This window comes from Aliivibrio sp. S3MY1 (genome assembly GCF_028765575.1).
Taxonomy (GTDB): domain Bacteria; phylum Pseudomonadota; class Gammaproteobacteria; order Enterobacterales; family Vibrionaceae; genus Aliivibrio.
In genome coordinates this window covers 18,744-39,613 of sequence record NZ_JARACO010000012.1, presented here as the reverse complement: position 1 = coordinate 39,613, position 20,870 = coordinate 18,744, and the positions used below count along the sequence as shown (strand labels likewise).

General features: G+C 37.2%; 19 protein-coding genes and 1 pseudogene. 11 read left to right on the top strand and 9 right to left on the bottom strand.

The annotated features are described in order from the left end of the window. Positions 1 to 115: 115 nt before the first annotated feature. A complete protein-coding gene (metA, locus tag PVK62_RS09770) occupies positions 116 to 1,054 on the bottom strand; it encodes a homoserine O-acetyltransferase MetA (RefSeq protein ID WP_274444162.1) in 939 nt (312 codons plus the stop codon). Positions 1,055 to 1,281: 227 nt separating this feature from the next. Between metA and PVK62_RS09765 the strand changes: the two genes are divergently transcribed. Both PVK62_RS09765 and PVK62_RS09760 read left to right on the top strand, forming a co-directional pair. Then, positions 1,282 to 1,698, top strand: coding sequence for a YeeE/YedE family protein (locus PVK62_RS09765; protein ID WP_274444199.1), 417 nt, complete (start codon positions 1,282 to 1,284; stop codon positions 1,696 to 1,698). Positions 1,699 to 1,707: 9 nt separating this feature from the next. Beyond that, positions 1,708 to 2,139, top strand: coding sequence for a YeeE/YedE family protein (locus tag PVK62_RS09760; RefSeq protein ID WP_274444164.1), 432 nt, complete (start codon positions 1,708 to 1,710; stop codon positions 2,137 to 2,139). A gap of 176 nt (positions 2,140 to 2,315) precedes the next feature. On the opposite strand, the gene PVK62_RS09755 is transcribed toward PVK62_RS09760, so the two are convergent. Further along, positions 2,316 to 3,785, bottom strand: a complete 1,470-nt coding sequence (locus tag PVK62_RS09755; RefSeq protein WP_274444166.1) for an alanine/glycine:cation symporter family protein — start codon at positions 3,783 to 3,785, stop codon at positions 2,316 to 2,318. Between the two features lie 764 nt (positions 3,786 to 4,549). Between PVK62_RS09755 and PVK62_RS09750 the strand changes: the two are divergent. The 3 genes and pseudogenes from PVK62_RS09750 to PVK62_RS09740 all read left to right on the top strand — a co-directional run. Then, positions 4,550 to 4,711: pseudogene (locus PVK62_RS09750) on the top strand (hypothetical protein); the annotation flags it as partial. A 76-nt stretch (positions 4,712 to 4,787) separates the two neighbouring features. Next, positions 4,788 to 5,657, top strand: coding sequence for a pyridoxal kinase PdxY (pdxY, locus tag PVK62_RS09745; RefSeq protein WP_274444168.1), 870 nt, complete (start codon positions 4,788 to 4,790; stop codon positions 5,655 to 5,657). A 346-nt stretch (positions 5,658 to 6,003) separates the two neighbouring features. After that, positions 6,004 to 7,389, top strand: coding sequence for a cytochrome-c peroxidase (locus PVK62_RS09740; protein WP_274444200.1), 1,386 nt, complete (start codon positions 6,004 to 6,006; stop codon positions 7,387 to 7,389). Positions 7,390 to 7,630: 241 nt separating this feature from the next. Here PVK62_RS09740 and PVK62_RS09735 read toward each other — a convergent pair whose 3' ends face one another. Further along, entirely contained in the window at positions 7,631 to 8,104 is a 474-nt protein-coding gene (locus PVK62_RS09735) for a MarR family winged helix-turn-helix transcriptional regulator (protein WP_274444170.1), read from the bottom strand. Positions 8,105 to 8,641: 537 nt separating this feature from the next. On the opposite strand from PVK62_RS09735, the gene PVK62_RS09730 reads away from it, so the two are divergent. Continuing rightward, positions 8,642 to 9,730 (top strand): ISAs1 family transposase, encoded by a 1,089-nt coding sequence (locus PVK62_RS09730; protein WP_274449402.1) that lies wholly within the window; start codon positions 8,642 to 8,644, stop codon positions 9,728 to 9,730. Here PVK62_RS09730 and PVK62_RS09725 read toward each other — a convergent pair. From PVK62_RS09725 to PVK62_RS09715, 3 genes are all read right to left on the bottom strand, one after another. Next, on the bottom strand, positions 9,717 to 10,136 hold the full coding sequence (locus PVK62_RS09725; RefSeq protein WP_274449401.1) for a helix-turn-helix transcriptional regulator: 420 nt from the start codon (positions 10,134 to 10,136) through the stop codon (positions 9,717 to 9,719). The two genes, PVK62_RS09730 and PVK62_RS09725, sit on opposite strands and share 14 nt — an antisense overlap. Positions 10,137 to 10,311: 175 nt before the next feature. Next, on the bottom strand, positions 10,312 to 11,028 hold the full coding sequence (locus tag PVK62_RS09720; RefSeq protein WP_274449400.1) for a competence protein CoiA: 717 nt from the start codon (positions 11,026 to 11,028) through the stop codon (positions 10,312 to 10,314). Then, the gene (locus PVK62_RS09715) at positions 11,025 to 11,249 is read right to left on the bottom strand and encodes a competence protein CoiA family protein (RefSeq protein ID WP_274449399.1); all 225 of its coding nucleotides are present in this window, start codon (positions 11,247 to 11,249) and stop codon (positions 11,025 to 11,027) included. The genes PVK62_RS09720 and PVK62_RS09715 overlap by 4 nt, the downstream gene beginning before the upstream one ends. A gap of 162 nt (positions 11,250 to 11,411) precedes the next feature. On the opposite strand from PVK62_RS09715, the gene PVK62_RS09710 reads away from it, so the two are divergent. The 3 genes from PVK62_RS09710 (at position 11,412) to PVK62_RS09700 (ending at position 15,552) form a co-directional block, all read left to right on the top strand. Further along, on the top strand, positions 11,412 to 13,754 hold the full coding sequence (locus PVK62_RS09710) for a TOTE conflict system archaeo-eukaryotic primase domain-containing protein (RefSeq protein ID WP_274449398.1): 2,343 nt from the start codon (positions 11,412 to 11,414) through the stop codon (positions 13,752 to 13,754). A gap of 58 nt (positions 13,755 to 13,812) precedes the next feature. Then, positions 13,813 to 14,004 (top strand): MbcA/ParS/Xre antitoxin family protein, encoded by a 192-nt coding sequence (locus PVK62_RS09705; RefSeq protein ID WP_274449397.1) that lies wholly within the window; start codon positions 13,813 to 13,815, stop codon positions 14,002 to 14,004. 177 nt (positions 14,005 to 14,181) lie between these two features. Further along, a complete protein-coding gene (locus PVK62_RS09700; protein WP_443111770.1) occupies positions 14,182 to 15,552 on the top strand; it encodes a Fic family protein in 1,371 nt (456 codons plus the stop codon). A gap of 171 nt (positions 15,553 to 15,723) precedes the next feature. Here PVK62_RS09700 and PVK62_RS09695 read toward each other — a convergent pair whose 3' ends face one another. Further along, on the bottom strand, positions 15,724 to 16,089 hold the full coding sequence (locus tag PVK62_RS09695; RefSeq protein ID WP_274449395.1) for a hypothetical protein: 366 nt from the start codon (positions 16,087 to 16,089) through the stop codon (positions 15,724 to 15,726). 603 nt (positions 16,090 to 16,692) lie between these two features. On the opposite strand from PVK62_RS09695, the gene PVK62_RS09690 reads away from it, so the two are divergent. Then, a complete protein-coding gene (locus PVK62_RS09690; RefSeq protein WP_274449394.1) occupies positions 16,693 to 16,944 on the top strand; it encodes a hypothetical protein in 252 nt (83 codons plus the stop codon). Between the two features lie 200 nt (positions 16,945 to 17,144). Beyond that, positions 17,145 to 17,729 carry a recombinase family protein gene (locus PVK62_RS09685; RefSeq protein ID WP_274449393.1) on the top strand — a complete coding sequence of 195 codons (585 nt, stop codon included), beginning with the start codon at positions 17,145 to 17,147 and terminating at the stop codon, positions 17,727 to 17,729. A gap of 983 nt (positions 17,730 to 18,712) precedes the next feature. Here PVK62_RS09685 and PVK62_RS09680 read toward each other — a convergent pair. Both PVK62_RS09680 and PVK62_RS09675 read right to left on the bottom strand, forming a co-directional pair. Further along, positions 18,713 to 19,414, bottom strand: a complete 702-nt coding sequence (locus PVK62_RS09680; RefSeq protein ID WP_274449392.1) for a YgjP family zinc-dependent metalloprotease — start codon at positions 19,412 to 19,414, stop codon at positions 18,713 to 18,715. Between the two features lie 14 nt (positions 19,415 to 19,428). Then, positions 19,429 to 20,748, bottom strand: a complete 1,320-nt coding sequence (locus PVK62_RS09675; protein WP_274449403.1) for an ATP-binding protein — start codon at positions 20,746 to 20,748, stop codon at positions 19,429 to 19,431. Between the last annotated feature and the right edge of the window lie 122 nt (positions 20,749 to 20,870).

Sequence of the window (20,870 nt, the reverse complement as noted above, 5' to 3'; positions counted from 1 at the left end):
AATGAAAGGGCAGTATCTATTAAAAAAGTGAAAAATGGGTTGCATCTATCAGATTTCAGAGACTATTTTGTGCTTATAGAGGAGCATTAACTATGTGCTAATGCCCAAATTAACGTTAATCACGTGTGAAGTTTTGCTCTGAGAAGTGGTCAAGATCGTACGGTGTTTGTTGGTAAACACAGTAATTAAGCCAGTTAGAAAACAGCAAATGCCCATGACTGCGCCATGTCGCTTTAGGTGGGATCTCGGGGTTATTATCTGGGTAATAATTGAGAGGAATAGTCGGTTCCATTCCTTCGCCTAAATCACGAATGTACTCATGATGTAGAGTGAATGAATCATATTCAGGGTGCCCTGTGACAAATACATTCCGCTTATCTTTTGTTGAAGCAAGGTACACACCTGCTTGTTCAGATGTTGCTAGAATATCTAGATCCGTGTGTTCATTCAGGTAATCTGCCGAGAAATCAGCATAACGAGAATGAGGAGCTAAAAACTGATCATCAAAACCTCGTAAAATAGGGTGGTGCTGATCGAGATTATCATGATTATACACGCCGGATAATTTCTCTTTACGTGTACGTTTTGGTAAATCATAAAGCAGTTTTAAGCCAGCTTGTGCAGCCCAGCAAACATAGAGGCTTGAAGTCACATGATCTTTTGCCCATGTCATAATGGTTTGTAGGTGATCCCAATAAATCACATCTTCAAATTGCACTAAACCTAATGGAGCACCTGTGATGATCAATCCATCAAAGTTACGATTCTTAATGCCTTCAAATTGGCGATAAAAGGTATCTAAATGCTCTGTAGGAGTATTTTTACTGGTGCGATTATCAATACGTAATAGCTCAACATCCACTTGTAATGGGCTATTAGAGAGTAAGCGTAAAAATTGAGTTTCTGTTTCGATCTTTTTTGGCATCAAATTTAAAATGATGACTTTAAGAGGTCGAATGGCTTGTGTGGTGGCCCGGGATTCTTGCATGATAAAGATATTCTCTTCACGCAATACTTCAGCAGCAGGGAGTTGGTCTGGTATTTTTATTGGCACAACTTATCCTTAAGTTATTTTGATTTCTAGCGTTCTATACGTCTATACCCCTAAGCTACCTTATTATGAATAGAGTGTCGAGACTGTGTCTAATTCATTTTCTATATTTCTACCATTATAAATTTAGATAAAACTAATGTTTGTTTATCTAAATAAGTATTGACTAATATATTGGTCGTGCGTACTCTTATCAATGTGTTTAAAAAATAAACGAATGGGTAAGAATGATGACTATTCCATGGAACTCTTTATTTGGCGGTATGTTATTAGGTATATCTGCAACGTTATTACTTTTATTCAATGGTAAAATTGCGGGTATTAGCGGGGTACTTACCGGGTTAATAACACCGAAAAAACGCGATTATGCATGGCGATGGTTATTTGTTATTGGCATGGTAAGTGGTGGGCTAGTTGGGGTTTATTTTTTAGGTGCAGAAGTGCCAAAGGAATATCAAACTTCAATTAGTATGCTTATTGTTGCTGGTTTACTGGTGGGTATTGGCACTCGTTTAGGCAATGGTTGCACAAGTGGTCATGGTATTTGTGGTATTGGGCGTTTATCCGTTCGCTCAATGGTTGCCACTGCAGTCTTTATGTTGGTGGCTGCAGTAACTGTGTTTGTTCGATTGCATGTACTTTACTAAGGAATGGGTATGAATAATCTATTGTTTCGTTTAGTTGCTCTTATCTCTGGCCTTCTATTTGGTTTAGGTATGGCAATCTCTGGCATGGTAGATCCTGCAAAGGTGATTGGCTTTCTAGATGTTGCTGGCCACTGGGATCCAAGTTTAATGTTTGTAATGGCAGGTGCACTATTAGTATTTATGCCTGCCTATTTCTTGTTAATTAAACCCAAAACAACCCCATTTAATGCTGATCAGTTTTGCTTATCTAGCAACAAAAAAATTGATACGAAATTACTATCAGGTGCAGCTATCTTTGGGATAGGCTGGGGAATGTCTGGAGTTTGTCCAGGGCCTGCGGTATCGAGTCTGGCTTTAGGTAATAATGATGTCGTTATATTCATCTTTGCTATGATGTTAGGGTTAGGAAGTACTCATTTTATTCTGAATAGAAACACATAACATCAAACAGTCATAGGAAGGTGCTAATCTTAGTATTGGCTTATTTTATGTATAAAGCGATTAAGCCAAGTAATATTCGATTAATCTAGTAATAGATAGATGAAGAAAAGGCCCGTCGAACTAAGTTTGACAGGCCTTTTTGTTTTTAGCTAAGAGTAATGTGAGCTAGAAAAAGATTATGCTTTCTTTTTCTTCGGGTGCCATGCACCGTCTAAATCATCCAATTCAGGGAACTTAGTTCTATCAAACTCTGGTGTTTTACCGGCTTTAAGTTGAACTTCGTAATCTTTAATGATTTTGATAGCCAGCTTAGAAAGAAGGATTAATGCAATAATATTGATTAATGCCATCATACCCATAGAGGCATCAGCTAGATTCCATACCACAGGTAGTGAAGCAACAGAGCCAAACATAACCATAGCTAGAACACACAGACGGAAACCAAATAGGCCTTTCTTAGAGTTACCATTCAAGAACATTACGTTTGTTTCAGCGTAGCTGTAGTTCGCAATGATAGATGTAAAACAGAACAGAAGAATCGCTAGTGCCATAAAGTAGCTTGTCCAGCCGCCTAACTCATTGGTTAGCGCTTGTTGAAGCAGGCTAATACCTGTTGTAGCATCAGGTTGGTCCATTACGCCAGAAAGCATAATCATTGCAGCAGAAGCCGTACAGATAACTAGTGTATCAACAAATACGCCTAGCATTTGCACAAAACCTTGTGATGCTGGGTGGTTAGGGTTTGGTGTAGCACTTGCTGCGATGTTAGCCGCAGAGCCCATCCCCGCTTCGTTTGAGAATAGACCACGAGCGATACCTGATTGCATAGCTTGAGCGATAGTATAAGCAACACCACCTGCCGCCGCTTCTTGCCAGCCGAATGCGCTCTTAACAATAAGCGTTAATACTGCAGGTACTTCAGTAATATTCATTACAACAATAATTAAGGCAATCGCAAGGTAACCAATCGCCATAACAGGGACGATTTTTGATGATGCACTAGCAACACGACGTAAACCACCCATGATAAAGAAGCCAGAAACCGCAACAATAACCAGACCCATGATAGTTTTATCAAAACCAAATGAGTGATTTAGAGCGTCAGTAATTGTATTTGCTTGAACCGCGTTGAACACTAAACCAAAAGCGATGATTAAGAAGATAGAGAAAAGCGTTCCCATCCAGCGTTGACCAAGGCCTTTTTCCATGTAGTAAGCAGGGCCGCCGCGGTATTGACCATCAACGTCTTTCACTTTGTATACTTGAGCCAGTGTCGATTCAATGAATGCTGTCGCCATACCAAATAGAGCAATAACCCACATCCAGAAAATAGCACCAGGGCCACCAACGGTTAAAGCGACTGCCACACCTGCCATGTTACCCGTTCCCACGCGAGCTGCCATAGAGGTGCAAAATACTTGATAAGAGCTGAGACCATTTTCGATCTCTTGGCCATTGCGTAAAATTTTAACTGAATGACCAAGTTGACGAAGCTGAATAAAGCCAAGACGTACTGTGAAGTAGATGCCTACACCAACAAGAAGATAAACGAGGACTTGTCCCCAAAGAAGGCCATTGATAGTGCCAATGACAGACATTAACGCCTCGTTCATTGACTCAATTAGCGTTGAATCTGTGTTTGTCATGAAATTTCCTTATTTTAAATCGTTAATTTATTTTTCCTAAAAAATGGATAACGAAACACCAATCTTTAAGAAATACAAGTAACTTTGTTATAAATTTGTATGAAATATCGTTTACTAAGGATTTGCGGCGATTAATATAGTTCAGTCGACTTTAGCTAGTCAATCATAATGAAACAATATGTCGTACTTTTTTTACGTGTAACTATAAATATTTACAATTTTTTAATTGAAATTTTCTCACTCAATGAACCATGAAAGTAATCTGGGCTTTAGTTGCTGAGTATTTTTATAACGAAGAGATAAAGGTCATAAATAATCCCTTATTATTATCAGTGTTAGAGGTTTATATTTTTGTTTTTTAATTAAGGCTAACACTTAAATTGTTGAAAATATTCGTTATTTTATTTTTATTATCTTAACTCATCAGCTCTTTTCTTTATTTTTTATCATTTTTTTATTGATAATTTTATCCTTATTTTTTTCGATTCATTGGGCGTAATCTTCATCTCAACATTCGAGCAGGATGTTGTGTATTTACCCCAACAGAGTTTGCATGCTCTGTCTAAATAACCTCCCGCCCTCTTAAATAAAATTTTGCATAACGGGCCAATAATAAAGCCCATTTGATAATTCCTGGAGATATATGGAATCGAATACAAAAAATTGGCTTGCCTGTACGGGTGTTGTTGCTGGCAACATGATGGGGAGTGGTATTGCACTATTACCTTCAGATGCTCCACTACCTCACCATCAAAAAAGATGAGCTTCCAGGTGAAATGGTGACAACAGAGTCTCGTCCTGTTCTTGATTTCTTAGATATGCTATGTGCTATCGGCGCACATTACCCTGGCTTTGAAACGGATATTCATGGTGTATATGCTCAAAAAGATGGCAGTTACACAGTGAAAGTTCTAAAACAAAATTAAGCCCTAGGGTTTTGAAGGAATATCGTTTATTTTAGGGCACGGAAGCCCTTACTCTATTTAAAATTATGGTGATGTTATGAAACGTATTCTTTCCATTCAGTCTCATGTGGTATTTGGTTGCGCAGGCAACAGTGCTGCGGTTTTTCCAATGCGAAGAATGGGAATGGAAGTATGGCCTATCAATACGGTACAGTTTTCAAATCACACACAATATCAACAAGGTTGGAAAGGCATTGCCATGCCTGCTGGCCACATTTCAGAATTGGTTGATGGTCTATCAGCGATTGAAGCGACTTATGGTTGTGATGCGGTGTTAAGTGGTTACTTAGGATCTGCAGCGCAAGGTCAAGAGATCATCACAGCGGTTCAGAAAATAAAACAAGACAATCCAAACGCAATTTACTTCTGTGATCCAGTGATGGGGCATCCTGAGAAAGGCTGCATTGTTGCACCAGAAGTGACCACTTTTTTTAAAGAGTCCGCACTTGCATCTGCAGATATTATTGCGCCTAATTTATTAGAGTTAGAAAGTTTAACCGGTATGACGATCAACACCTTAGATCAAGTGATTGAAGCGAATAATCAACTGCTTGAAAAAGGCGTTAAGATGGTAGTGGTAAAACACTTAAGTCGTGCGGGGATTAAAAAAGATCGTTTTGAAATGCTATTAACCACCAAAGAAGGGAGCTACCACATTTCTCGTCCTTTATATGACTTTGATGCAAAGCGTCAGCCAGTAGGGGCTGGGGATTTAATCAGTGGTGTAATGCTTGCTAACTTAATGGCGGGTTACTCTCCAATTGATGCGTTGGAACGTACTAATGCTGCGGTTGATTCAGTAATGAAAGAAACCTTCAATCGTGGAGCGTATGAACTGCAACTTATTGCATCACAAGAACATTTCAATACTCCAGAGATCACTGAGAAAGCAGAAAAAGTCGCTTAGTGAAGTTCTAGTCACTAAAACTAGAACTGAAAAAAAGAGATTATTTAATCTAATTGATAGAAAGTGCGCAGCCCGTTCGTAGTTAATATGAGCGGGCTTTTTTATGTTTATCATCTGAAATTAAGATTTATAAAATTGATCTAAAACAAGAAATTAGCGGCTAGTAATTTAACAAAAAACACACAAACAAAAGTCGAGAGTCCCTTATCATTATGAAAAGTAAGGTTATTTGATGTTATCAGGTTGGAGTATCGATTAAATCGATGATTCTGATGATATTTCTTCCTTGGAAAGCGTTTTTTTTTCACTCTATCGTGTGCGCATATTCAGATTGCAGGAGAGAATGATGAAAAAAATAGGATTAATTATAGGGCTTGGCGTCATTGCCTATCTTGGTACTGTCTATGCTGTTGACTCATCAGATGATGCTCGGAGTCAAAAAAAGCTAGCAAATTCACAAATTAAAGATGACCCTATATCCTCAGCTGCGTTTCAAGTATTAACAGAAAATGGGTGTGGCTATTGCCATACTGAAAATAGCGAAATGCCTTTTTATGCCAATTTTCCTATCGCTAAACAATTAATGAAAAAAGATGTAGAAAGAGGATTACGTCATTTTGAATTTGATGAAGTACTAAGTAGCTTTGAAGAGGGAAATCAAATTTCAGACGTCGCATTGGCTAAGATAAGTGGTGTGTTGAATGATAACTCTATGCCCCCAAAAGCCTACCTATCAATGCATTGGCGTTCAAGTTTATCTAATGATGAAAAACAAACGTTACGAACGTGGATAAAACAAGAACAAAAGAATAAACACTCATTAGCAAGCTCAGAGTTTAAATATGAAGCTGTTCAACCGATTAATGCTGACATAACGGTAGATGAGAAAAAAGTGACACTAGGTGATGCGCTATATCATGATAAACGTCTTTCTGGTGATAACACGGTAGCCTGCTCTAGCTGTCATTCATTATCAACGGGTGGGGTAGATAGGCTGACGACATCAACTGGTATTAATGGTGCCAAAGGTCCAATTAATGCACCAACAGTGTTTAACTCCTCTTACAATATTCATCAGTTCTGGGATGGTCGTGCAAATGATTTACAAGAACAAGCGGGTGGGCCACCGATGAACCCAATTGAAATGGGATCAACCTCATGGGAGCAAATCACAGCTAAACTTGAGCTTGATGAAGAGATGAAAGCGACTTTTGCTGCGATTTATCCTGATGGGATCACAGGTGACAACATTACAGATGCGATTGCTGAATTTGAGAAAACCTTGGTGACACCTAATAGTCGATTTGACCAATTCTTAAAAGGTGATGCGTTAGCGTTGAACGCGCAAGAGCAACACGGTTATGAATTATTTAAGCAAAATAAATGCTCAACGTGTCATGCTGGTCAAGCTATGGGTGGACAAACATTTGAAGTGATGGGCTTAAAAGCGGATTACTTTGGTGAGCGAGGCAATGTATCTGAGGTGGATAATGGCCGCTTTAATGTGACAAATAAAGCACATGACATGAATCGTTTTAAAGTGCCTACCTTACGAAATATTGCACTAACTGCACCGTATTTCCACGATGGCAGTGCAGAAACATTAGATGATGCAGTTGCATCGATGGCGCAATATCAAGTGGGTGTAACTTTATCTCAAACTGAAGTTGCAGATATCAGTGCTTACTTAAAAACCTTAACCGGTGAATATAATGGTGAAATGCTGAATTAGAATAAACACAGATAATCAAAAGGAGATCATATGATCTCCTTTTATTTTATTGGTGAGTCAGTTTTCTTAGTTATTATAAGTATAAGCGTGAAAGAAATTTCATCAGAGTTAGCTCTTTTTAAGCAATTACCTTTGTAAGGTAATTACTCAACTGTTATTTCGTAAATAGAAGTATTAATTGCGTTCTCATTTATGACCTATGTAAGTAGTTCGCCTATGGTAGGCAAATTGCTTGCATTAACTAGCTTTTTGCTATGCCTTCAAGTTGTAACACAGGAGCAGCATCAATATCTTCTGCGTTCATCATCGAAGAGACGCGTTGCATTGAAGACAGTATTAGGCTTTGTTCCCAAGATTCTAAATTATGAAATTTATTCACAAAATTGTCTTGTAAAGAAAGAGGCGCTTTACTGAGTAATTCTTTGCCTTTTTCTGTCAAATTAGCATGTACTTTTCGTCGGTCAGATTCACTACGAATACGTTGAACATAGCCGTTATGTTCTAAGCGATCGATAATAGTGGTGGTGGTTGCTTGGCTTACACTTGTGTGTTTTGATAGCTCTTTGATCGTTACATTATGCATACTTTGAATAGCACGCATTAGAATAAGTTGAGGACCAGTTAATCCATATTCTTTGCTCAGTTTTTTCGATTGTAAATCGATAGCTCGAATTATCTGACGAATAGCAACCAGAACTTCTTCATGTTTATCCACGTAACAGACCTTTGTATAAATGCAAAATTGAATAATTTACAACGTTGTTGATTTCCGCATTGTACTGATGTTCAGATGATTCACAATCTTTTCTGCATAAGATTGTGAATACAAAAAAGCCCAACCTCTTTCGAAGTTGGGCTTTTCCAAACGTTTGGTGGAGCTGGGGGGATTTGAACTGATTTCTCATTTTAAATAAATACAAAGACTTAAAATGGTGTTACTAATTTGGTGTAGCATCAAATGTTACATGAATTTCCTACTCCAAAAGGAATTGAACGCCCGTCCAAATAGCACTTTTTGTTATTAAAATCCTTTTTCTCATAGCAAAACAATCTTAAAACTAGCTGCAACCGTTATTCATCAATAGGCGATTTATTACTGTTGAGCAATGAGTTTAGCATACTCGATGAGGATGGTATTAGACCAACTTTTAGACCAAAAGGTTTGAAGACACGGCAAGATCATTATAAATGAAACTTTTGAGTAGCGAAGCGATCAGAGCAGTAAATAATCATTTATTGTAGTGTTTAAAACATGACTGACTCTTTTCTCCAACACTTTGAAGCTATTGAAGACCCACGTATTGACCGATGTAAGCGACATGAGCTTCTCGATATTATCCTTTTAGCCGTCAGTGCTGTCCTATCAGGAGCCGAAGGCTGGGAGCAAATTGAAGATTTTGGTATTCCACGCCATGACACCATCGCTCGCGTTATATGCCGTCTTAAGCCAGAAGAAATAGAGACAGCGTTTCAACGCTGGATGAGCTCTCTTATTGAAGCTACTGGAAGCGATGTTATTGCTATCGATGGTAAAACAGCTAGGCGTTCATTTGATACTCGTGAGAGGCAAAATCCCCTCCATGCTGTCAGCGCTTGGAGTTGTCAACATCAACTCGTTCTTGGGCAGGTTGCGGTTGATGAGAAAAGCAACGAGATAACAGCTATTCCAAGGCTGCTCACGCTACTTGATATTGAAAACTGTATTATCACATTAGATGCAATGGGGTGCCAGAAAGAAATAGCTAAGCAGATTATTAAAGAAAAAGCAGATTACGTATTAGCTTTAAAAGGTAATCATTCTGGGATGAAAGCAGAGCTTGAAGCTTGGTGGCACAAATCAATGCGAGAAGGTACAACGTCTAATACTTACGACGAATTTAGTGAAGTGAGTGCTGGTCATGGACGTATTGAAGTCCGTCATTGCGAGCAATTAATCATTGATAAAGGCTGGTTAGGCAAGGAGTACCGTTGGGATGGTATACACAGCATAGTGAAAGTGACCGCTAAGGTTGAAGAAAAATTAAGTGGTAGGAAGTCTGAAGAAATTCGTTGGTATATCAGTTCGTTACCACTCAATGCGCGACAAGCATTACATGCAGTAAGAAGTCACTGGCAGGTAGAAAGTATGCATTGGGTGTTAGATATGACGTTTAGAGAAGATGAATCTCGCATCCGTAGAGGCACAGGAGCATTAGCTTTCAATGTATTGAGGAAAATAGCACTGAGCCTTTTCAAGCAAGATACAACTAAAAATATCAGCATGGTGAGAAAAAAGAAGATAGCAGCACTTGATGATGAATACCGTTCAGTTCTTTTGGATGCTGGAATTAAAATGCTCTAGCCGTGGGTTTGAAGACTTTATCCAATATGTCTGTTTTGTAATTACCACGGTCATTCTCTATATCAGAGAGTGTTTTTCGGGATACATCTACGAGCTTTGCGTAAATATCTTGCTTTAAACCTAGTACATTGATTCGAAGCTCTTTTAATGCCTGACCTTGAGTTAGTTCGCCAAACAATAATTGTTTAGATATCTGATTTATCGCTCTAGTTCGCTCGATAGCTTTTGCTGGTGTGATCTTCTTTGAAACTCTTTGAGGGTATCGAACTTTGAGACTAATGTTTTCAGCTTTCGAGTCATGATTGTTGTCTTCGTCATTATGGTCGGAGATGCTTTTTCGATTATCCCTGAGACGGTTAATGACATCACTTACAGACTCTTTGGACGATTTTCGACTATTACTCATAATGCTCTTCTTTATTTAAATGAGTAGTATAATGCTCATAAACCTAGTTATACATAATTAATGTGTACTATATTACTCGTTAGTTGGTAAGGAAGCCTGTGATGGCTCCTAATTATCAACTGTTGTTATTTAAGATCTACATAGTTCCAGAACTATAGGTAATAGACCTTGATCTTTAAGCCTCCTGACTTGATGAGATCTCGCTAGCGTATAGGTGGTTATGGCATTTAGGGCAGATTGGTTTATTCGGTAATATAACTTGCCACTGACATTGGCACATGATGCATTCAAATTGAGCATGACGTGACGGGATAGAATTTGTTGATGGGTGCAACGAATCGGAATGGTGAAGTTCGAAATTTTTCGGGTTACGATGACGGTGTTGGTCATTGTGAACACTTGAAGTCGGTGTAGGAGTGTACTGAGATGCCTTTAAGGATAATCGTTCAGTTGCTTCTTGCTCTAATTGAGCGTAGCGCGGGTGAAATACCCACATTTTAGATTCGACATCATGTTGAATATAATCTTTTAGCTTATCTAGTTGTCGCGTTCCTGGTGCTTTATTGTATGTAAATAGGTGGTGTGTATCATCAAGCTTGATTTCGAGTATACCGCATTGTCTGTGATGTGGGGTAAGTAGTCCACTTGGAAGTGGACGGTTTGGATGGGTAAAATAAATCACAAAGATGAAGTCACCGACTCTGCTCATTACATCTACAACACATTTCTCAAATGAAGCTTCTTTATCTACGTTATCAAGTAAGATTGTTGATGATTTAGCAACTAAAAAATCTTCTTTGAAGCACTTTCCTTTCGCTTGTTTTGTTAGAGAACACTTATATTCAGGAAGAGTAATATAAATACCAGTTTCTATTATTTGTCTCGCCATCATGCGAACAGAAACAAAAAAGAAAAATCACATTCTTTATCAGTTTCTTCAACTTTACGGCTCGCATGAGCAAAGTGCCATTGCTTTTCTTCACCTTGCCTCGCGATCAGTGGTGTATGACAAGAAGGGCATATACAGCCACAGTTTTTCCCTCGCATAACATCTGCGACATCAACGAATGTGTGATCTTGGGTTCTTAAGCCGAAAGGCACATGCTGAAGCATTATCAAAACGTGTATAACTCTAAATTTAGCAGCGTATGTACTGATTTTAGGCAAGAAGGCTTAATAAATATGTGAGATAGGTTATGAATTATACCTTTGTTTTCGTATTGTCTTTTATATAATCGATTATTAACTGCATGAAAGCATCTGTCGAGGCTAGATATGGATGAGCTTGAGCGAATAGAACAAAAGATCCTTGAGTTGAAAAAGGCGCTGACTCAACTTGAACGACAGAAGCAGCGTCTATTGACGCAGGATGCGATTAACACAGGTCCTGCATGTGAAATATCACCCCAACAAAAACTTTCTATCTTTCAAAGTTATTTTAAAGGAAGCATTCAATGCTATGCACATCGCTGGCAGAATAAACAAGGCCGAAGTGGTTATGCTATCGCTTGTCATAATGAATGGCACCAAGGGCTATGTAACAAACCCAAAGTAAAGTGCTTAGAGTGTCCTAATCAAGCGTTTAAGCCATTAGGTGATGATGCCATATATGCTCATCTTACAGGGAAAGAAGTGGTTGGTCTTTATCCGATGCTTGCGAATAACACTTGTTGGTTGCTCGCGATTGATTTTGATAAGAGTGATTGGCAAGAAGCATCGTTAGCTTACGTTGAAGCATGTAAACAAGAAGGTATTAATTGTTTGCTAGAGCGTTCACGTTCTGGGCAAGGATCACATGTCTGGATTTTTTTTGAGCAAGCAATTGATGCGAAATTAGCTCGCCAATTGGGTTTTTACTTACTTGATAAGGCCATGAAAATTCATGGTGCACTATCATTTGAATCTTACGATCGACTGTTTCCAAATCAAGATATATTACCAGTTGGTGGTATTGGTAATTTAATTGCTTTGCCATTACAGAAGCAAGCGCGTGTGTCTGGGAATTCGATGTTTGTTGATTTGTCGTTTACTCCTTATTCTGATCAATGGTCAATCCTAAGATCAATGGAACGTTTATCTGTTGCAAAAATAGAAACGCTTTTAGAGGGTAAAATATATAACGAAAACAAAGTTGGTCATACTAGCGCAATCAAACCTTGGGAGCGCTCATTGATTGTTCTAGATGTAATCCAAGACTGCCCTAAAGAACTAGATATTATTTTAGCGAATCGTCTTTATCTACCAATATCTCAGTTATCGAATCCTTTGATTGCACAATTGAAAAAATTAGCCTCATTTTCTAATCCGAAGTTTTTTAAAGCCCAGGGACTACGTTTGTCTACCAATGGAATAGCACGTTTTATTTGTTTGGCTGAAATAGATAATGGCTATTTGAGTTTACCAAGAGGGTGTATGGATGATGTTAATGACATTTGCTCTAAGTTTGGAATTAATCTTAAAATAAAAGATAAGCGTTTTGAGGGGCAGGAACTCAAAGAGGTTGTATTTGTTGGTTCTTTGCGTTCAGCGCAAAGTAAAGCTATCGATAAACTGCTGCAACATGATAATGGGGTACTTCATGCACCAACGGCATTTGGTAAAACCGTTACAGCTATTGGGTTAATCTGTCGACGAAACATAAATACTTTGGTTCTAGTTCACAACAAACAGCTTGTGGATCAATGGCAAGAGCGAGTGAAAGCTTTTACTGAGGGAATTGATGTTGGAGTGTATACGGGAAGTAAGAAAAAACGAACAAGACAAGTCGATATTGCAACGTATCAAAGTTTGATTAATAAGAGTGATAATAGCGTTAATCCACTTGTTCTAGAGTATGGACAAGTCATCATAGATGAATGCCATCACCTTTCTGCTCCTCAGTATGAGAGAGTCCTTTCTGAAGTACATGCGAAGTTTATTATTGGAATCAGTGCTACTTTAGAAAGACGAGATGGACATCAACCAATAATATTTATGCAGGCTGGTAAGATCAGGCATACCATTAAATTAGATAGAAATCATCAATTCATCCAAACATTAGAGCGAAAAGTTCTAGAGTTAGACGTTCCTTTGCATTTGATTACCGATGATATTAAACCTCATATTTCTGATATTTATCGTTGGTTAATGCTTTCTTCAATACGTAATACAGCAATTATCGAAGATATTAAGGCAGAAGTATCTAAAGGTAGAGTTCCAATCGTTCTGACTGAACGTAGGGAGCATGCTCGTATAATTTCTGGCTTACTAGATGATGCAGGAGTAACTCATCAAATGCTAGTTGGAGCGATGAAGAAAAAACAGCAGATTGAAGTTGTTTCAAACTTGGAGACGACACAAGTTCTTGTTGCGACAGGACGTTTTATTGGAGAAGGTTTTGACTTACCTCGTTTAGATACGTTGATATTGGCGTTGCCTGTTTCTTGGAAAGGCTCTTTAATCCAATATGTGGGGCGAATACAACGTGAGTTCAAAGGAAAAAACGAAGTTAAAGTGATCGACTATGTGGATATTAAAGTTCCAATGCTAGCAAGGATGTATAAGAAACGTGAGAAAGGATATCGAGCGCTAGGCTTCTTCGAAAATGACCAGAAAGCGTGGCAAAATAGCCTTATTTAGCTCTACTATAGTTCTTCTGTATGGTTCACCATTTTTAAAATAACGGAGAAAAAAGTGTATGGATAGTTATCATGAAGTAAAAAAAGCAGCGTTGAAGCTATTTAAAAAAGAAGAGCTGACTGAAGAATGGTTAAATACGCCTAAATGGTTTTTTGATGGACTAACTCCAATGGCAATGCTAGATAAAGTAGAAGGGAAGGAGGCTGTTTTATCCATACTGAGTCGAATTAGTAATGGGGATTTTTCATAGTGACAGGTTGCAAGTTTCCATTTTTATTTGCCAATAGAAGCCCGAATAAGATAAGTTTTTGTGAAATTAATATCTCGATATAGTAAGTAGAGAATAATTACTAGTATAAAAAACTAGCAAAACCCTATAGAACTGTTTAATCTTATCTCAATATTTGCACTTTTTGAGATGAAATCAATGTCAGGGAAGTATTTATCACCACCAAAATGCCCATTTAACACAATTGGTGACATTTTGTTTGAGATTGGTAATCAGGGTCTTGATCCTAACGAATATACTTATTATACCACTCCATTTATTGATGATTATCATTCATTCAATGAGTTTAGACGTAGGGTAAAGACTGGCTTAGATGCTAAATATTGCTGGTGGTTAACTCGCTTGTATCGAGATAGTACCTTGATAGATCTAACACCATTAGAAGATAAACTATTACCCCCAAACTTACCTGAGCAAGTTAATCAAGCTTTACTAAATTCCCCTGACTATATAAAAAGTTGCAGATTTAATAACTTATACGAGTTTAGTCGAGTGCTATCACAGATTGATCGTTACACCACACATAGCGCAATGCTTGGCATTTTAGAGCAAATTGGGGAACGAGCACATTTTGAACATTTAGCGAATAATTTAGTTGATGACGAAGCAATATCGAGTAGTCAATTAGAAGGTGCAGCCACAACGACAATTCTTGCGAAAGAGATGATTCGGAAAAAAAGGAAACCTCGTACTGACGATGAGCGTATGATTTTTGGAAATTTTGACTTAATGCAAACAGCTTGGGAGCTTAAAGATGAGCCTTTTAGCATTGAGTTGATAAGAGATTTGCATAGGGCAGGTACGAAAACGTTAGAGCAGGAAAAATATACGTCAGGAGCATTTAGAACAACTGATGATATTGCAGTTGTTAATGCTGAAGGAGAGATTGTTCATCAGCCCCCTAAGCATGATGATATTGAGAGATTACTAAGTCGTGTCGTGAAGTGGTTAAATTCTCATGGTAGTGATCTTCATCCTGTTATTCAGGCTATAACACTTCATTTTGTCATTGGTTATGTTCACCCGTTTCGAGATGGTAATGGAAGAGTCGCAAGAGCTTTGTTTTATTGGTATATGTTTAAATGTGGTTATACTGGTTTTCGCTATATTGCAATATCAGCATTACTTAAAAAAGCACCAATTCAATACGGTGTAAGCTATTTAGATACTGAGCATGATAATTTAGATCTAACATACTTTATTAAGCATCAACTAAAAGTAATTAGTCGCGCTATTGATGAATTTATTTCCGTTTACGAACGAGCAGCTCATCAAATGCAGGAATTAGAAGAGCGATATTCTGGCTTAGAAGATATCGAGAAAAAGATTATAGGATTTGTTTCTGGAGAGCCTCGTTACCGTAAAAAGCCAACTGTTACAGCAAGAGAGGTTGAGAGTTTGTTAGGTATTAGCTATAACAGCGCGAAACAAAAACTTGATGACATGGTTACGGGTGGAATATTAACATGTGAAAAAGTTGGTAAATCAACCGAATATTTCTTAGGTTGAAAATTGTTTATCCGATTAAGTAATCGCGTTCGTTGCTTATAAATTACAAGCTGGCTAATTTGTTGATATTAGCAGCGAACACGCTGTTTTCAGGGTTCAAATATCGAGGTCTAAATGATGAAGTCATATTGGTTAATGATCTAGGTTAACTTGTACTGTTTTTACTGAGTATTACACAAAAATCAGTTCAGGTTTTTGGTCATCTTCGAACCAACGCCATCCGATACAAGCAAGGTCTTCGCCTTCTTTGTCAATATATGGCTCAATCCAGTCAATAAACTTATCAATGTTATCATGGACCATTTTTATGTCACATCGACTAAAAAGGTGTCTATTATTTAGGTAGCTAATTGTTTTGAATGAAGAGTCATTGCATCTTCCAAACATGTGCCAGTTGTAACAACCAAAGAAGACATGATCTGGTAGTAAGGTTGGCTCACTTCCATTGTTAAACAAAAAGTTCAACACACTTTCTGTGTTACTGTCTAATTCAGCCTTTAGCGTTGTGCGTAAAAGTATCTCTGTGTACAGTCCCATATGCTGTAATATGGTTAATCTAAAAGAGGTTCAGTTTTAGATTGCTGGTTAAGTTTTGCACAGCATGAGTGCGATGTAAAAACAGGTTAGATTTTTGGTCACACTATACCTTTGCCAGACTTGGCACTGAATGTGCCAAAGTTGACAGTTGATGTGCCAAGTTTGGCAGAAGAAATTTATCTAGATTGGCGGCAGATTACCGTAATGGTATGAATTTTTTAATTCACTCCTTATATTTAATTATAACATTATAATAGTTACAACAGTTATAATAGTTATAACATGAAAATTTAATAATTAATAGAGAGTGATATTTGTCTTATCTTTTAGATTATGCAGTTAAGTAATATAGATCCAGATAAGTTACTTTATTTTTTATTAGTTTGAAGGTTTTTATTTATGATAAATTAAAAAATAAACTTATATGATAAATGTGAAGTTTGTGATGTTTTAATTTTTAGTTGATGATTTATTTAATTGTAATTGTCGCCACTTTTTAATTTGTGTTTTACTTGATTAAAGTAAAGTTAAAATATACTTTACTATTATTCGTTAGTCTGATATTAATTTGTTTGTATTATTTCATGTATATAAAGAGTAATTATGTCATTAGTAAATATAGCTTATAAGAAGTCTCGTTCGATGTTATCAATAAATGGTAAGAAACAATGTCAGCCTCAGCCTCAGCCTCAGCCTGATAGCGAAGTTACTATTATTCCTGACTCTTCATCGAACAAGCATAAGAATACAGGTGTTAGGTTTGATTTAGAGCATTCTACAGGCATTAAGGATAACAATGTTCCTGGTCTTTACGGATGTAATCGCTATAAATCAAAAAGAAACTTGAATTCATAAAATAGTAGATTGTAATTAAGAAAACTTTATTTTTTTCTTGATTTAAACTAAGAGTTTCATTCGATATGGGTATCAATAAACATCCATTTTACGATACTAGTTATAATGAGCTTAACTCGGTATCAATAAGTACCTATTTATTGTTATTGATACCTTTCCTGTTTTTGATACCACCAGTGATACCAATATAAGAGGTTTTAATGTCAGAAGGACGTACTTTTGCTTATTGTCGCGTTTCGACAAGCGAACAAACTGTAGCGAACCAGATCTTAGCGATTAGGAACGCGGGCTATGACATAGAGGAACATCGAATGATTTCTGAGACAGTATCTGGAAGTATCCCAGCGACAGAACGGAATGAATTTAAAATGCTGATTGATCATAAGTTAGAGGCAGGTGACAAACTTGTTGTACTAAAACTAGATCGGTTAGGTAGAGACAATATTGATGTTCAGCATACGATTAGTATGCTGTTAGATAAAGGCATCACTCCAATCTCGTTAGATTTGCCGACCGCTGATCTAAGCTCAGCGGAGGGGCGATTAATGCTCCAGATGTTTTCAGCATTTGCAGAGTTTGAACGTAATCGTATTCGAGAGCGTACGGTAGAAGGACAAGTGAGAGCAAAGGCTGAGGGGAAGGTTATTGGTAGGCCTGAAGCTATTAGTACAACAATTAAAGTACAAGAATGTCGAATGAAAGGCTTAAGCCAGTCCAAGACTGTAAAACAATTGGGGCTTTCTCTTCCAACGATAAAAAGACATTGGAATAAATGCGTGTGCTGATCAGCACGCGCAATCAGTTATTACTTAATAGCGGATCTTTATCTAAGAACAGTGTTCTGGCGCTTTTTATTCATAGTATAAAGGCTATGATCAGAATGCTTACATATCAGAATTGATTGCGTGTGCTGACCAGCACGCGCAATGAGCTATCACTCAATAGCAGCTCTTTACCTCAGAACAGTGTTCTGGCGCTTTTCATTCATAGTATAAAGGCTATGGCCAGAATGCTTACATATCAGAATTGATTGCGTGTGCTGACCAGCACGCGCAATGAGTTATTACTCAATAACAAATCTTTACCTAAGAACAGTGTTCTGGCGCTTTTTATTCATAGTATAAAGACTATGTTAAGAATGCTTATATTAGAATTGATAGTGGTTATTGGGTGGCATACTGGATTGATTTTTAATCAATAATGCAAGATGATATTGATTGTTATTTTCTAAATTTTAGGTAGCTAATAATATCAATAATAAAAGCTAAAATAATTAGTTTATTATTAATGTATGGAAGGTGATGTTTTAAAATGAAACTTGAAAATTTAAGTTTTTAATGGTGATTTATAGCAATAATATGATTTATTATAAGTAATAAAAAAGCCGAGATAAACTCGGCTATTTTATCCAACGCTTAACCGCTTGTTGGCGCGGAAACGTAACCATCTATTAGTGGATAGGATAATGATTTATTATAACTAATGGTATATCTTTAAGCCACCAGTTAGGTGGATATATTACGTAGCCTTTTAATAAAGGTAAGTAATGTTAGTTGTAAATTAAATCTTTAAGCCACTTTCTAGATTTAAGCTAAGCTTCTTGGGTACGAGGTTTAATATATGTAATTATTTTGATGTAATCAAGAGTTATTTTAACTTGACTGAAAAGTATTTTATGTATAATGATGATAAAAATGAAAGTTTTAAATTAATTAATGAATTTGAGCCAATAGATAATAGGAAAATATTGTTAGCCTCAAAGGCTTTATTATAAATCCATACCTAAATGTTCGACTTCATCATGTAATTCTTTCCAATCAGGACAAAATTTAGTAATAAGTTTCCAAAAAAGTTTATTATGACTCTTTTCAATGGTATGACATAGTTCATGAATAATGACATAGTCCATCGCCTTATTTGAGAAAGTCATACAGCGAGGATGAAATTCCAGAACATTGTTCTCAGTACAATTTGCCCATCGAGCATCAAATTTTTTTATGCGAAATGTAGTAGCTTCTAGACCTGTTTCTTTCTGCCAATAACGTAGACGGGATCCAATTTTTTCATGTGCTTTTTGCTTATAGAAGCGTTCTAGTGCCGCTTTAAATATGTCGCGACTTACATAGTGACCTTCAGGAGAAAGTATCTTAAATCGGCTCTGATTAAAGCTAACTTCAGCGATTGAAAGTTCAGGGGCTGGAATAACCTCACAATAGAATGAGCGGCCACGGTAGGGAGCACGGCTACCTGTTAAAATTTCGTCTTTAAGCGGTTGATTAACCTCAACTAGACGTAGTTTTATCCAACGTGCTCTATAACGAATTAACTCTTGTTGTTCTTTTACTGAAATATTAGGTCCACGTAAAAGCACCTTTTTACCACGCTCAACAGTGACATAATGATGAGATAATTTTGAGTCTAGTTTGAACTCCCACTCAATCTCAGTCGTTCCATATTGAAAAATTGGCATAAATGATTAGCTCGTTATTTTAGATATTGGATTACAGCATATTCGCTGTAATAAAGAGGAAGAACAATGTTCTTTGTCTCTAATGCCGATGAACCTTGAGTACCCGTTAATTTAATGGTTTTTACTGGTTGGCACTTAGTTATGTACGATTGAAGTGATTTTGCTCTTGTGCGTTTCCCACTTTTTACCTCGATAGGCAGTACATTTCCTTGCTTGTCTGTGGCTACAAATTCAATTTCAGCTCGGGCATCGCCCCATGAAAATGTTGGGTCAACCCCTTGTGCGGCAAACTCTTGTTGAACAAAGTTTTCTGCAATATAACCTTTGTATTCATAGCCTTGTTGTTTGATCTCTTTGTAGTTAATCCCAAGCATATGATTGAGTAAGCCAACATCGAATAAAAATAATTTTACGATATTTTCTTTACGATAAGCAGCTAATGGGCTTTTCGGAGTTCCATCAATGGGATGATTCTTCAGAACTAGTCGGCATTTTTCTAACCAAGATATTGCACTTTCAAATTCACCATATCGAGATTTTCTCTCATGTACCCCTTTGAATTTAAATCGTTTTACTGATTCGTCTAACACAGAAGATAGCTGTGATGGAACGTTATTAAATACGGCTTCAATTAGGCCAGCATCCACTTTTCCTGAGTATTTTCCAAAATCACGTTGATAGCCAGATATTAAGTTACGGTGAATATCGGAAACGGCTTGAATACGTTCTAAAATGCTCGATTCTTTCATTGAGAACCATGTTCCAACCGCTTCAGGCATACCACCAGTAAAGTAGTAATCAGTCAGTTTTTCGAACAGTTTAGTATGTGCAGGTGCAGAATTAGTTTGGTTGTTAAATGCATTAATTAACGCCGTTTCCTTAGATGCGATAAGAAACTCACGAAAGGTTAAAGGGCGTAGATTGTGTTGCTCGACCTTTCCAACAGGAAATGAATTCAGTAGACCAATATTAGATCCACTTGCAGCTATATACATATGAGGCGCTTTTTCTGCAAAGTACTTTAATGATGTTACCGCTTTAGAGCATTCCCCAATTTCATCTAAGATGAGTAAATCAGTGGATGGATTAAAGATACATTCAGTCAGTAGCTCTAAGTTAGCAATGATATCCTCAGGAGAGAGCGAGCCTTCAAAGGCTTCAGCCATCTGTGGTGACTCTAAAAAATCAATGCGTAAAACATTATCAAACGTATCGCCAAATAAGGTTTGAAGTAAATAGGTTTTACCCGTTTGACGGGCACCATCAATTAACAGGGGTTTTCGCTGCTTCTTCTCTTTCCAGTCTAGTAACTTACCTAGGATTATTCTTTCCATCATTTATCTATAACCTAATCTATACCTATGGGCATTACACTTTAATGCGCATAAAAAAGCAAGTATTTACACTTTAACGCGCATAAAAATGTCAGTTCTTTTGTTTTTATGCGCGTTAAATG